The sequence below is a fragment of the Brucella sp. HL-2 genome (genome assembly GCF_025846885.2).
GTDB lineage: Bacteria > Pseudomonadota > Alphaproteobacteria > Rhizobiales > Rhizobiaceae > Brucella > Brucella quorumnocens.
In genome coordinates this window covers 174,954-187,527 of record NZ_JAOYTK010000002.1, presented here as the reverse complement: position 1 = coordinate 187,527, position 12,574 = coordinate 174,954, and the positions used below count along the sequence as shown (strand labels likewise).

The window sequence follows — 12,574 nt, the reverse complement described above, 5'->3', positions numbered from 1 at the left end:
ACACTCTATGGCGCCAGCTACTTTTGGCTGGCGTCATTATTTATGGAATGGATGCTCTCGTGAGCAAGAAGAAGAACGTTTTTATAAAGGTTTGCCTCATGCTCGGAAGCTTTCTTGTGAATGCAACCGCGCAGGCAGAGAGGCCGCAAGCTGGTTCTTTTGACATGCAGGCGAACGGCATCAACTATCGAATTTTTGTTGCTGCTCCGGCAGAAAAAGCGCCCAAGGATGGTTTTCCCGTCGTTTATATGACTGACGGAAATCGTATGCTTCCAATTGCTGCAAAACTGATGGAAGAAAATCCGAAGCTTAACGCCGTTTTTGTCGGCATCGGCTATCCAACTGAAGACAAGGACGAGATTGTTCGTCTGCGCTATTTCGATCTCACGCCGCCAACACCAAATGATCTGATCCCAGTCCGATTCAATGTTCCCAAGACTGGCGGACGCGACGCCTTTTTCGATTTTTTAGATCATCAGGTTAAAGCGGAAATTGAAGGTCGCTTTCCAATCGATCCAACCAAACAAGCTCTGTTCGGCCATTCGCTTGGCGGTCTTTTTACGCTTTATGCGTTGTTCAATCACACAGATTCTTTCCAGACTTACAGCGCCGGTGATCCATCAATCTGGTGGAACGGTCGCGCAATTTTGGCCGATAAGGATCAGTTTGTGAAAGCCTTCAAGGTCGATCCAAAACCTCTGCGTCTCCTGATCGAATCCTCTGGCAAGCGCGGCGAACGTCCCAGCCAATCGCAAGAGGAAACAGAACGCCTGAAGACGTTACGGGGTGGCCCATCAGGCACGGATATTCAAGCCGAACTCAAGCAATTGCCCGGATTTGAGGTTGCATATCGTCGTTTCGACAATGAAAGCCACGGCTCGATGATCCCACTGACGGTTGAAGACAGTTTGAAGTTCATCCTGCTCAACGAGACGCCAGGCACACAAAACAACTGAATTACCATCTTCCGGCTTTGACTGGAGGAAAACTGGACTATAAAGCACAAGATTGACGAAAGGATTGAACGCCATGCTGAAATTCAGCCAACACTTTTCCCGTCTATGCGGCGCAGCACTTGTTGTCGCAGCGCTTGCCTCCGGCGCTAACGCCGCTGACGTCTCTGTCAAACATGCGCAAGGCGAAACGACCATTGCGACAAATCCTGAGAAAGTCGTTGTGTTCGATTTCGCGACGCTCGACAACCTTGACCGTCTGGGAGTTAAGATCATTGGCGTTCCCGGCAGCATCGCTTTCCCAGAGTATCTCAAGAAATATGACAGTGCTGATTACGCCAAAGTCGGCACGCTGTTTGAGCCAGATTACGAAGCCGTCAATGCCGCAGAACCCGACCTCATCATCGTAGGTGGTCGCTCGGCCGCGAAATATGGTGAACTCGCGAAAATTGCCCCGACAATCGACCTAACCGTCCCTGCCAAGGAATTTATTTCCGGCACCGAAGCCAATGTCGAAAAGCTTGGCCAGATTTTCTCCAAGGAGACGGAAGCTAAGGCCGAAGTTGAAAAGCTCAACAGCGAACTCGCAACGCTGAAAGACAAGGCCAAGGGTAAAGGCAAAGGCCTGATGATCCTGACGTCTGGCGGCAAGATCAGCGCCTACGGCCCCGGCTCGCGTTTTGGCGTGCTGCATGACAGCTTTGGTGTCGAGCCAGCAGCCCCTGACCTTTCCGTTGGCAATCATGGTCAGCCAATCAGCTCGGAATTCATTCTGGAAACCAATCCGGATTGGCTTTTCGTACTGGATCGCGACGCGGCAATCGGTCGTGAAGGCACATCTGCCAAGCAATTGCTCGACAATGAACTCGTGCGTCAGACCAACGCCTGGAAGAAAGATCAGGTCGTCTATCTGAATGCGCAGAACTGGTATCTCGTCGGCGGTGGCCTTGGTGCGCTGCACAGCACAATCCGGCAGCTTTCGGAAGCTTTTGACAAAACGAAATAAAGCGCATCCCGAAAAGTGGGAACCGAATTTCGGACAAGATGCGCATTGAAACAAACCATTAGAGCGCGATTTGATGTAATCAGATCAAAAGCCGCTCCAATATCTTCTGACCCAGTCATTTCGGGCCGCACAATTTGTGGCCCGATTTCATGACAAGGCAAGAGAACGGGAATTGAGCGTGAAGGCACTCGCCGCAGCTATAGTTGTTGTCGTCATACTGGCTTTTATCAGCTTGTTTATCGGCGTCAGCGATGTATCGCTCAGCACACTGTTTGGTGCAAATAGCACCGATCGGGCGGCCGAAGTTCTTTTGATCAGCCGCATACCGCGTACGCTTGCAATCATTCTTGCCGGCATGTCGATGGCCGTGGCGGGCATGATCATGCAGATGCTCACCCGCAATCGTTTTGTCGAGCCCTCAACTGCTGGCACAGTTGAATCTGCGAGCCTCGGCATTCTGCTGGTTATTCTATTTGCACCCGACACACCGGTCTTCGGCAAGATGTTGGTAGCATCTGTCACTGCTCTCGCAGGCACGGCCCTTTTCCTACGCATTCTGCGTAGTATTCCGCTTCGTTCGGTTCTCGTAGTGCCGCTTGTCGGCATCATGCTGGGTGGTGTGATCAGTGCCGTGACAACCTTCATTGCCTATCGTTATGATCTGCTGCAAGCACTAAATTCATGGACAACGGGAGACTTCTCCGGTGTCTTGCGGGGGCGCTACGAATTGCTGTGGTTGTCGTTTTTCCTGACCGTCATTGCCTATATCGCGGCTGACCGGTTCACAGTTGCCGGTATGGGCGAGGATTTCACAACGAACCTCGGCCTAAACTATCGCCGCGTCGTAACACTGGGGCTTGTGATCGTTTCAATGGTCAGCGCCTGTGTGGTTGTAACAGTAGGCATGATCCCGTTTCTGGGGCTTATCGTGCCCAATGTGGTGAGCATGTTCATTGGCGATAACATGCGCCGTTCCGTGCCATGGGTGGCTGTGCTGGGTGCGGGTCTTGTACTTGCCTGCGATATCGTCGGGCGTCTGGTCCGCTTTCCTTATGAAATCCCCATCGGTACCATGATGGGCGTCGTCGGCAGTGCGATCTTCCTATATCTGCTTTTGCGGCGGGGATCACGCCTTGCTTAAACGTCCCGGCCTAATCATCGCGCTTCTTGCAATCCTTGTTATTGCTTCCTGCATCGCCTTCATGACGCTGGGTGCAAAAGGTAGTTGGTCTTTCATCTTAAGCTTTCGCGGCACCAAGCTTGCGGCAATGGTGCTTGTTGCCTATTCGATTGCGGTCTCGACGGTACTGTTCCAGACAGTCACAAATAACCGCATCCTCACCCCCTCGATCATGGGGTTTGATGCACTTTATATTTTGATCCAGACACTTGCAGTCTTTGCAGTTGGTGCCATCCATGTGAACGGGATCGGACCCAATGCGCGTTTCTTTGCCGAAACCGCCATCATGGTGGTTTTTGCCAGCACGCTCTATGCATGGCTGTTTTCGGGCGCTGCTCGCAGCCTGCATCTCGTCATGCTCGTCGGGATTGTCTTTGGTGTCTTTTTCCGCAGCCTGTCGAACCTCATGCAGAGGATGATCGACCCGAACGAATTCGCCGTACTTCAGGACCGCTTCTTTGCAAGTTTCAACAGTGTGAATGCGGATATTCTGCTTCTTGCGGCAATCATTGTGGCGATAGTTACAGTTTACGGTCTGCGCTTTCTCAATATGTTCGACGTTCTGGCACTTGGCCGCGACCCAGCCATCAATCTGGGCGTCGATCATCGTCGCGTTGTGCACCGCATTCTGCTGATCGTTACGATCCTCGTTTCCGTATCGACTGCCCTTGTTGGGCCGATAACCTTCTTCGGCCTGTTGGTCGCCAATCTCGCTTACATGATTGCTGGTTCGTCAAAGCACCGCGTCGTGTTGCCCGTCGTCGTCTTGCTGGCAATCCTTTGTATTGTCGGCGGTCAAACCATTCTTGAGCGCGTTTTCTCATTCAACACCGCGCTCAGTGTCATCATCGAGTTTCTGGGCGGGCTCGTCTTTATTATCCTTCTCGTCAGGGGGAACGCGCGTTGATCGAAATAAACAAAGTCAGCAAATCCTATAGCGATGCAATCGTTGTCGATGATGTCACGCTCAAATTGCCAGCGCGTGGCATTACCTCAATCATCGGGCCAAATGGCGCTGGAAAATCGACTTTGCTTTCGATGGTCAGTCGCCTGCTGCCAATGGATAAAGGCCGTGTCACTGTAGATGGGCTGGATGTTTCAACCACGCCGGGCGATGTGCTGGCAAAACGACTTTCGATCTTAAGGCAAGAAAACGCGATCAATTCACGCCTGACCGTGCGCGATCTGGTGACGTTTGGGCGCTACCCGCATTCCAAAGGGCGGCCAACGCGCGAAGACTTCAATCACGTTGAACAAGCAATCGGCTATCTCGGGCTTGAAGAACTGGGTGAACGCTTTCTGGACGAACTATCAGGCGGGCAGCGTCAGCGCGCCTTCGTAGCGATGGTTCTCTGTCAGAATACCGATTACGTCCTGCTTGATGAACCGCTCAACAATCTCGATATGAAGCATTCAGCTTCAATGATGAAACTGTTGCGGTGTGCGGCAGACGAACTTGGGAAAACAGTTGTACTGGTCCTACACGACATCAATTTCGCGTCCTGCTATTCCAACCATATCGTTGCCATGCGCAAGGGCAAGGTCGTTCATCAAGGGTCACCGGAAGAAATCATTCACCCGGATATTTTGCGCGATATTTACGAGATGGAGATTGCCGTCGAAATGATCGGCGGCAATCGCATCGGTATTTATTATCTCTGATTAAGCGACAGGTGTGTTTGGGAACAGTTGCTGCAAAGCATCATAAGCCGAAAGAACGGTTTCCATCTGCGCCGTATGACCTTTCACAAAGGCATCGCCATAAATGGTTTCGTCCGGATATTCGGTAATCAGGGTCAATGGAACCGTGTGACGGTCATCAACACCGACCATGCACGGAAAACCGTTGATGATGCGAAAGCCGGTTTCGCCTGCATGTTGCTCGAACAGCTTGATCTGAGCATCGTTGTACTCAACAAGACCGTTGATCGCGCCAAGATGCCTGGTCACGTAATCCATAAGCTGTTCGGCTTCTTTTTCCCATGACGCATGATGGCGAATAATCAGGAAAAAGCCCTTCGGTAGCGTCCACATCGCAAAGGAGCGTGGGACATAACCCGACAGCGGCCGTGTCCACTCATGCGATGGATAACCATGCAAATTGACGTGAAGCTTCGCATTCGTGAGCGCTTCCGCCTCTACGCGAATAGCCTTCTCATAAAGCCCCTCACCGCTGCGATACTCCAGATCGTCACCCAAAGCAGTATAACGTGAAGCATGATGCATATGATGCGGCTGCAACACACAGAGACGCTTGTGAATTTCATATCCGTCAGGGTTTTCCTGCGGCGAAATTGAGAAATGCGCTCCATTACGTGCTGCAAGACGATTTGCTGCACGCAATGCACCGACAACGCCTGTGGTCTCATTCGCATGCTGACCAGCACTGATCATCATCGGTGCATCGCTACCTTTGACAAAGGTTGCGCGCACGGTGCGGCCTGAACGAGTTTTTGCTTCAAAAGGCGAGCCGCCAAGCTTTGCAATCTCACGGCGGATTTGATCAGCGGAAAGCGGTGCCTGTGCATTTTCAAGCACCTGCTCGGCAGTCAAGGCATCTGTCGTCGAAAGCGGACGTGTTTCAATTTTGACTGAAGCTTCTGTATCACGGAAGCGCACTTCCGGTACAATCTGACCCGGCTGCAATCCGCGATCGCCGACAGGGCGACCTGACTTCTTCTGGAATACTTCGAGAAGCGAGAAATAAATATCCTCGTGCAGCGCCTCAGTAAGGCTCAGCGCTTCCTCATCATATGGAAGGCGCCGATCCGTGATCGGCAAGCTGACTGAAATATTCAGCTCTTCAAAATAGGGTTCGCCCCGACCCCAGTCTTGGGCCGCAACGATCGAAATCGTATCATGAAACAGCTTCTCATAAGCTGTCTCAAAGCGCGCATTTTCAACGCTGCCTTCATGTTCGACGATCAGCCAGCCTGTCGGTGAAACAAGCGTTTCGCCGATAAAATCTTCATGCACGCGATTGGGCGCGAAGACCCGGTGGCTTTCATTACGTCCATCAAAAAAAGTAAGGTCAATTTCATAGATGAAATCGTCCTTGCCGGATGCGCTAAAGCTAATTTCAGCCTGTGGCAGAAGCGCCGATAGTGGATAGGTTTCCAGCAAAAAGCGGTTTTCTACGCAATTATTATGGCGAGGATAGCGAATTGATGCCGCTTTGAGTGCGGCGCCATCTACCTCTTCAAGAAAAAAATGCAGAAGCGGCTTATAGGCAGAGCGCAGCTTGGCATTGATCCCTGCTTCACGCAGTTTGGTTTCCGCTGAATAACGGCTTGGCTGATCATCGAACAACCAGGCCTCAACCTTCGCACCGCGCATTTCCGGCTTCGCAAAGCGTTCAATCAGCAAATTGATCGAACGCGGATAGGTCTTTTCAAAAATCACGCTCATCGCGAAGTCCTGCCAGTTGGATCGAGGCTATCACGCAGCCAGTCACCCAGAAGGTTAAGACCGAGCACGGTGAAAAGAATGGCAAGGCCCGGGAAAAGGCTTACCCACCACGCAGTCTGCAGATAAGTACGACCGTCGGCCAGCATTCCACCCCAGCTGGGAATGGTTGAATCAATGCCGAAGCCCAGGAAGGTCAGGCTGGATTCAAGCAGGATATTGTTGGCGACATTCAGCGTCATCAAAACGATGACAGGACCCAGCAAGTTAGGCAGAAGATGCTGGAAAATGATGCGCCAGTCCTTCACGCCAATCGCACGAGCCGACAGGATGAACTCACGTTCGCGCAGCGACAGCACGGAACCACGCACCAATCGTGCATATTGCACGCATTGCGAGACGATCAGTAGAATGATCGTGTTGAGCAGTCCGCCTCCAAGAATGGCCATGAAGGTAATCGCAAGCAGGATGAACGGCATTGCGAGCTGCACATCGACAAAGCGCATGAGCGCCATGTCCCAAAAACCGCGATAATAACCCGCAACAAGCCCCATGATGGTGCCAATGATTACTGAACCGATCACCGAGACAAAGCCAACGAACAGCGAAATCTTGCCGCCGATGACTACGCGCGCAAGCACATCCCGCCCAAGCGGATCAGCGCCGAAAATATGTGCTGGATTGACGAATGGCGGCATGAGACGCGCCATGAGATCAATCTTGTTGGCACCGGCTGGAAACAAATAGCCTGAGAAAATTACTGCAAGACAGATTACGCCGGTGAGCGCAAAGCCAACCACGAACTCCAGGCTTGCAAAGCGCGAGTACACGAGGCTCGATGTTTTGGTCGCCATTTGCTCTACTCCGTACGAATGCGCGGATCGACAAGGCCGTAGGCGATGTCCACCAGAAGATTAACGCCGATAATCAGCATCGACAGAATTGCGATTGTGGCCTGCAAAACCGGATAATCGCGGCTGGCAACAGCTTCAAAGGCAAGCGTACCCATGCCGGGCCAGTTGAACACGCGTTCAACCACAACGATGCCGCCCAAAAGTCCACCAAACTGAAGACCGATATAGGTAATGAGCGGAATGGCGCAGTTACGCAATGCATGCTTGTAGAGTACCTTGTTCTCGCTCAAGCCTTTAGCACGGGCGACCATGATATATTGCGACTGCAGGGTTTCGAGCATTGATGTCCGCACCAGACGAACATTGGTTGCCGTCAGAATGATGCCCATGGTCAACGCTGGCATCACAAAGCTTGCAATACCGCTCATGCCACTCGGTGGCAGCCATTGCAGGTAGATACCAAACAACAGCACCAGCATGGTGGCAAGCCAGAAGTTCGGAAAAGACAGGCCAACGAGCGAACATATACGAATGAGCTGATCGGCCCATTTGCCGCGCGATACAGCGGCCTTAATGCCAAGCGGTACCGAGATCACAATAGAAACGAACAAAGACGCGAAGGCCAGCATCAATGTTGCAGGCAGCGCGCTTCCAACAAGAACCGAGACCTGAGTACCGCCAAGAAAGCTCCGCCCGAGATCAAGTGTGAACAGTCCTTTGAGGAACTGCCAATACTGCACGAGGAACGGCTGGTTCAAACCCAGCCCTTCACGGATACGCACAAGATCGGCTTCAGTAATACTACCCGCACCTTGCGTCAGCATCAGTGCCGGATCGCCTGTGAGGCGGATCGCAAATGCGACGAGCAGCGTCATCGCAATCAACACGAATAACGCCTGCAAAATTCGTTTTATGAGAAATCCGGCCACCAGAGCGCCTCCGAAATGCTGCGGCAAGCCGATGATAACCGGCTTGCCGTATTAGTTACTACTCAACGGTTACGTCGGTCAGACGCAGACGGCTGTCAGGAACCGGAACGAAGTTCTTCACACGCTTGTTGACGCCGAAGATTGCCTTCAGGTTGTAAAGCGGCATTTCGAGAGCCCGATCGGCTGCATATTGCGCGATTTCCTGAAGCAGCTTCTCGCGCTCGCCGCGGTCGAGAACAGAACGCTGTGCTTCGAGCATCTTGTCGAGCTTTTCGTCCTTGTCATACGGGTTCCACTTTTCGCCCGAATGATACATCGAGTAAGCAGTGTTATCGTAATCGAAGGTCCAGCCGCCCCAGGCCTGCTGGAACATTGCGCCGGTCTTGCCCTGCGGGATGATGTCGTTGAGCAGAACGTTGGTGTCATAAGGCTTTATGGTTGCATTAACGCCAACCATCTGCAGGAAGCTTGCGACGGCCTGTGCAACTTCATTAAAGCTCGCATCCTGACCACGCACGTCGATCTGCACCGTTGCACCCGGCTGCACGCCGGCTTCTTCGAGCAGCTTCTTAGCCTGTTCAGGATCGTAAGGTAGTGGCTTCATGTTCGGATCGAAACCAAACGAGAGCGAACCCTGGAAGCTTGCGATAGCTTCAGCCTGTCCAGCAAGGATCGACTGAATGATCGCATCACGATCCACGGCCATGATGAGCGCCTTGCGGACACGTTCATCTTTGGTGATACCGTCAGCTGTATTGAAACGCAGAGCGTAAACCGTTGGCCCCGAGGTCGTTACGAGTTCCAACTTCGGATCGCCTTCAATTGTCGGGATCATGCCAATTGGAATTGTCGGTGGAATGACAATGTCAACGCGACCGGCCTGAAGTTCGGCTACAGCAGTCGAAGGCTCAGTGATGAAGCGGTATTCGACTTCTGAAAGCTTTGGTGCGCCACCCCAATGATCCGCAAAGGCTTCGAGCTTGATGCTGACCTTCGGTTCATAGGAAACAACCTTGAACGGGCCAGTTCCGACCGGATGCGTGTTGAAATAGTCGTCACCCTTTTCGGTGATGTATTTCGGCGGAACGATCATCGCGCCATAACCGGCGAGCTTGGTGATCAGGACCGGATCAGGGGTTTTCAGGTGGAAATCCACAGTTTTATCGTCAATAACTTCAACCTTCTCGATTGCGATATAGTTGGAACGCTGCGGACCTTTCGCGCCATCTTCGCCAAGCAAACGATCAAAGGTGAACTTTACGGCTTCCGCATTGAACGGCTCGCCGTCATGAAACTTGACGCCTTCGCGCAAGGTGAAGCGGATGCGCTTGCCTTCGTCGAGTTCTTCCCATGACGTCGCCAAGCCTGGAACGATCTTCAAATCAGGACCGCGATAAACCAGACCGTCAAAAATATTGGTGGCGACCGACGCCCAGTTGACGAGGAATGTGTCGATCGGGTCCCAGCTGCCCGGGTCCTGCGGCGATGAAATGGTCAGCTTGCCGGCGGCAAACGCCGGAGCAGATGCAAACACAGCCGCTGACAGAGCGGAAGCCAGCAGAGCAGCTTTCAGTGTTTTCTTTATCATTATTTTTCCCCTTTGGGTTTGTGGAGCATTTCCGGCAAAGGTGTGAAGCGGCTTTGCGTAGGGATAATGCGACGAAAACTACTTCGGTCGGTCAGGCGCTTTCGGCGACAAAATGCCCTAACGCAACCTCGCGATGATTATAGATTGTCGGCTTGTCATCGATACGACGCGTGGTGCTCGGAATTTCACCTTCCAATGCGGCGCGCTCAGTCCGAACCGAAGGATCGGCAACAGGAACAGCCGACAACAGACGCTGCGTATAAGGATGCGATGGCGTCTCAAAAACCTGCCTGCGCGAACCGAGTTCCATGATTTGACCGAGATACAGAACAGCAACGCGGTGGCTCATCTTTTCAACAACAGCCATGTCGTGGCTGATGAAGAGATAAGCCAATCCATGTTCCTTCTGCAGATCCATGAACAAATTGATCACCTGAGCCTGAATGGAGACGTCGAGGGCAGACAGCGCCTCATCGGCAATAATCAGCTTGGGTTTTGAAGCCAGTGCGCGCGCAATGCAGATGCGCTGTCGCTGACCGCCTGAGAACTCGTGAGGATAACGCGTTGCGTGTTCCGGTCCAAGACCTACACGCTCAAGCAACTCAGCCACGCGTGCATTAATGGCCTTGCTATTGTCGAGAAGGCCATGAGTGCGGATTGGTTCAGCGATGGAAAATCCGACAGTCTTGCGCGGATCGAGCGATGCGAACGGGTCCTGAAAAATATACTGAACTTCACGGCGCATAGCGTAGCGCTCGGAAGAACTCATCTGAGAGTAGGCCTTGCCATTGAATCGAATATCGCCAGCCAGCGGAGACTGAAGCTGTTGGATCGTGCGCCCAATTGTTGACTTGCCGGAACCGGACTCGCCAACGAGCGCCAGCGTTTCGCCGGGATATATATCGAAACTCACTTTCGATACGGCGTTGCAGACATGGGTGACTTTACCGAAAAGGTTTTTCTTGATCGGGAAGCGCACATAAAGATCGTCAACAGCCAATAGAGGCTTGTCGCTATAGCTCGCCGTATCCTGAATGCGCTCTTCCCCGGAAAGAACCGGCACACCATCGCGCATCATCATGACCGGCATACGCTTAGGGAATGCTTCGCCTGTCATGCTGCCAAGCTTGGGAACGGCAGACAAAAGCGTTTGCGTGTAAGGGTGCTGCGGCGCTTCGAAGATACGGCCAACCGGACCCTCTTCAACCTTCTTTCCCTTCCACATGACGACGACATCATCAGCCATTTCTGCCACCACGCCCATGTCATGCGTGATGAAAATGACTGCCATTTCAAGCTCTTTCTGCAAATCCTTAATAATATGCAGGATCTGAGCCTGAATGGTGACATCGAGCGCTGTAGTTGGTTCGTCGGCAATCAGAAGCTTTGGACGGCATGCAAGCGCCATGGCAATCATCACGCGCTGACGCATCCCACCGGAAAGCTGGTGCGGATAACGCTTGAGCAGCCCTTCCGCATCCGGCAGGCGCACCATTTCCAAAAGGCGCTTACCTTCTGCGAGAGAAGCAGCTTTAGACATGCCCTCATGCAGCATAAGCACTTCGGAAAGCTGATTTCCGATGGTAAACACCGGATTGAGCGATGTCATCGGCTCCTGAAAAATCATCGCGATGTCTTTGCCGCGAATGCCGCGCATAGCCTTCTGATCAGCCTTCAACAGATCGCGCTCGCCATCCGGACTATTGAACAAAATGCGACCGGACGGAAATTTTGCACCGCTCATATCTGCGAGCCGCATAATGGAAAGCGACGTAATCGACTTGCCCGAACCCGATTCACCAACGACAGCCAGAGTACGTCCGGGCGCGACGGAAAAGCTCAAATCATCGACCACCCGGCTCGAGCCGAATTCTACACTGAGGCCCTCGACCGTCAGCAGAGGTTTTGAAACAGATAAGTTCAACTCGGTTCCGTTCAAAAGCGTAACTCTCTTATAACGTGATGGCAGACCGTGTGGCCTGATTGAATGCACCGGACATGAAACGCAGCAGTGCTGCCACTTCAGATAAGGTCTCTTCAGATGGACGCGCATTGGCTGTGGAATCAACCAGAAGACGTTCGCGGATTTGCGCATAGCGGGCGCAAGCCTCTGCGCCCTTCTCCGTAATCTTGACCGTCTTTTCCTTGGAAGCCTTGCCGGTTGTCAGCAGTCCGGCTTTTTCCAGCTTGCGGATAGCGTAAGTTGCGATGTGCGTGTCTTCTATATCCAGCACGAGGCATATATCCGCGAGCTTCTTCTCCCGTCCGCGGTGGCGGATCGAATGCAGGATCAGCACTTCAATGGGAGAAAGTCCCGGCAAACCAGCGGCTGCCATGCAGCGAACCATCCAGCGCGAGAAAGCATGCGATGCAAGGATAAGGCCATACTCAACTTCGGACATACCGGGAGAGCCGCCTTCGGCGAGATGAGCAGACGAAACAATAGGACCGAGAGAGGCAACAGAACGCAGATGCTTTGGCAGTGAAACTTCATCGAAGCCCTGCTCTGGCATCTCTGCCGCTATTTCCGAGTCTCTCTTATTCCCCATTATGGCTGCTCCCTTATTTATGTGAATTTTATGTCACCATCTTATCGACATTTTGTCAATAAAGTGGGAGTATGAAAATCTGAAAAGATTTAGAAATACACTGTCTTCAT

General features: G+C 52.5%; 11 protein-coding genes. 5 read left to right on the top strand and 6 right to left on the bottom strand.

The features are described from left to right. Nucleotides 1-59 precede the first annotated feature (59 nt). The 5 genes from OIV19_RS04040 (at nucleotide 60) to OIV19_RS04020 (ending at nucleotide 4,801) form a co-directional block, all read left to right on the top strand. On the top strand, nucleotides 60-956 hold the full coding sequence (locus OIV19_RS04040; RefSeq protein WP_264230753.1) for an alpha/beta hydrolase-fold protein: 897 nt from the start codon (nucleotides 60-62) through the stop codon (nucleotides 954-956). Nucleotides 957-1,029: 73 nt separating this feature from the next. Further along, nucleotides 1,030-1,959: a siderophore ABC transporter substrate-binding protein gene (locus tag OIV19_RS04035; protein ID WP_151092145.1), complete on the top strand. Its 930-nt coding sequence runs from the start codon at nucleotides 1,030-1,032 to the stop codon at nucleotides 1,957-1,959. A gap of 178 nt (nucleotides 1,960-2,137) precedes the next feature. After that, the gene (locus OIV19_RS04030; RefSeq protein ID WP_264230752.1) at nucleotides 2,138-3,100 is read left to right on the top strand and encodes an ABC transporter permease; all 963 of its coding nucleotides are present in this window, start codon (nucleotides 2,138-2,140) and stop codon (nucleotides 3,098-3,100) included. After that, nucleotides 3,093-4,046, top strand: coding sequence for an iron chelate uptake ABC transporter family permease subunit (locus tag OIV19_RS04025; RefSeq protein WP_264230751.1), 954 nt, complete (start codon nucleotides 3,093-3,095; stop codon nucleotides 4,044-4,046). Before OIV19_RS04030 ends, OIV19_RS04025 begins: the two co-directional genes overlap by 8 nt. Beyond that, on the top strand, nucleotides 4,043-4,801 hold the full coding sequence (locus OIV19_RS04020; protein ID WP_264230750.1) for an iron ABC transporter ATP-binding protein: 759 nt from the start codon (nucleotides 4,043-4,045) through the stop codon (nucleotides 4,799-4,801). Before OIV19_RS04025 ends, OIV19_RS04020 begins: the two co-directional genes overlap by 4 nt. Here OIV19_RS04020 and OIV19_RS04015 read toward each other — a convergent pair whose 3' ends face one another. The 6 genes from OIV19_RS04015 to OIV19_RS03990 form a co-directional block, all read right to left on the bottom strand. Then, nucleotides 4,802-6,547 (bottom strand): peptidase M14, encoded by a 1,746-nt coding sequence (locus tag OIV19_RS04015; protein WP_264230749.1) that lies wholly within the window; start codon nucleotides 6,545-6,547, stop codon nucleotides 4,802-4,804. Next, on the bottom strand, nucleotides 6,544-7,398 hold the full coding sequence (locus OIV19_RS04010; RefSeq protein ID WP_095444321.1) for an ABC transporter permease: 855 nt from the start codon (nucleotides 7,396-7,398) through the stop codon (nucleotides 6,544-6,546). The genes OIV19_RS04015 and OIV19_RS04010 overlap by 4 nt, the downstream gene beginning before the upstream one ends. A 5-nt stretch (nucleotides 7,399-7,403) precedes the next feature. Continuing rightward, nucleotides 7,404-8,327 carry an ABC transporter permease gene (locus OIV19_RS04005; protein WP_095445649.1) on the bottom strand — a complete coding sequence of 308 codons (924 nt, stop codon included), beginning with the start codon at nucleotides 8,325-8,327 and terminating at the stop codon, nucleotides 7,404-7,406. A 58-nt stretch (nucleotides 8,328-8,385) separates the two neighbouring features. Continuing rightward, entirely contained in the window at nucleotides 8,386-9,915 is a 1,530-nt protein-coding gene (locus tag OIV19_RS04000; protein WP_264230748.1) for an ABC transporter substrate-binding protein, read from the bottom strand. Nucleotides 9,916-10,006: 91 nt separating this feature from the next. Further along, nucleotides 10,007-11,854 carry an ABC transporter ATP-binding protein gene (locus OIV19_RS03995; protein ID WP_264230747.1) on the bottom strand — a complete coding sequence of 616 codons (1,848 nt, stop codon included), beginning with the start codon at nucleotides 11,852-11,854 and terminating at the stop codon, nucleotides 10,007-10,009. Nucleotides 11,855-11,867: 13 nt separating this feature from the next. Next, nucleotides 11,868-12,464 carry a winged helix DNA-binding protein gene (locus OIV19_RS03990; RefSeq protein ID WP_167382733.1) on the bottom strand — a complete coding sequence of 199 codons (597 nt, stop codon included), beginning with the start codon at nucleotides 12,462-12,464 and terminating at the stop codon, nucleotides 11,868-11,870. Nucleotides 12,465-12,574 lie beyond the last annotated feature (110 nt).

Excerpts from the sequence above, each read along its gene's own strand:
- OIV19_RS04000 (WP_264230748.1), bottom strand. The coding sequence starts at position 9,915 with ATGATAAAGAAAACACTGAAAGCTGCTCTGCTGGCTTCCGCTCTGTCA.
- OIV19_RS04035 (WP_151092145.1), top strand. The coding sequence starts at position 1,030 with ATGCTGAAATTCAGCCAACACTTTTCCCGTCTATGCGGCGCAGCACTT.
- OIV19_RS04010 (WP_095444321.1), bottom strand. The coding sequence starts at position 7,398 with ATGGCGACCAAAACATCGAGCCTCGTGTACTCGCGCTTTGCAAGCCTG.
- OIV19_RS04015 (WP_264230749.1), bottom strand. The coding sequence starts at position 6,547 with ATGAGCGTGATTTTTGAAAAGACCTATCCGCGTTCGATCAATTTGCTG.
- OIV19_RS03990 (WP_167382733.1), bottom strand. The coding sequence starts at position 12,464 with ATGGGGAATAAGAGAGACTCGGAAATAGCGGCAGAGATGCCAGAGCAG.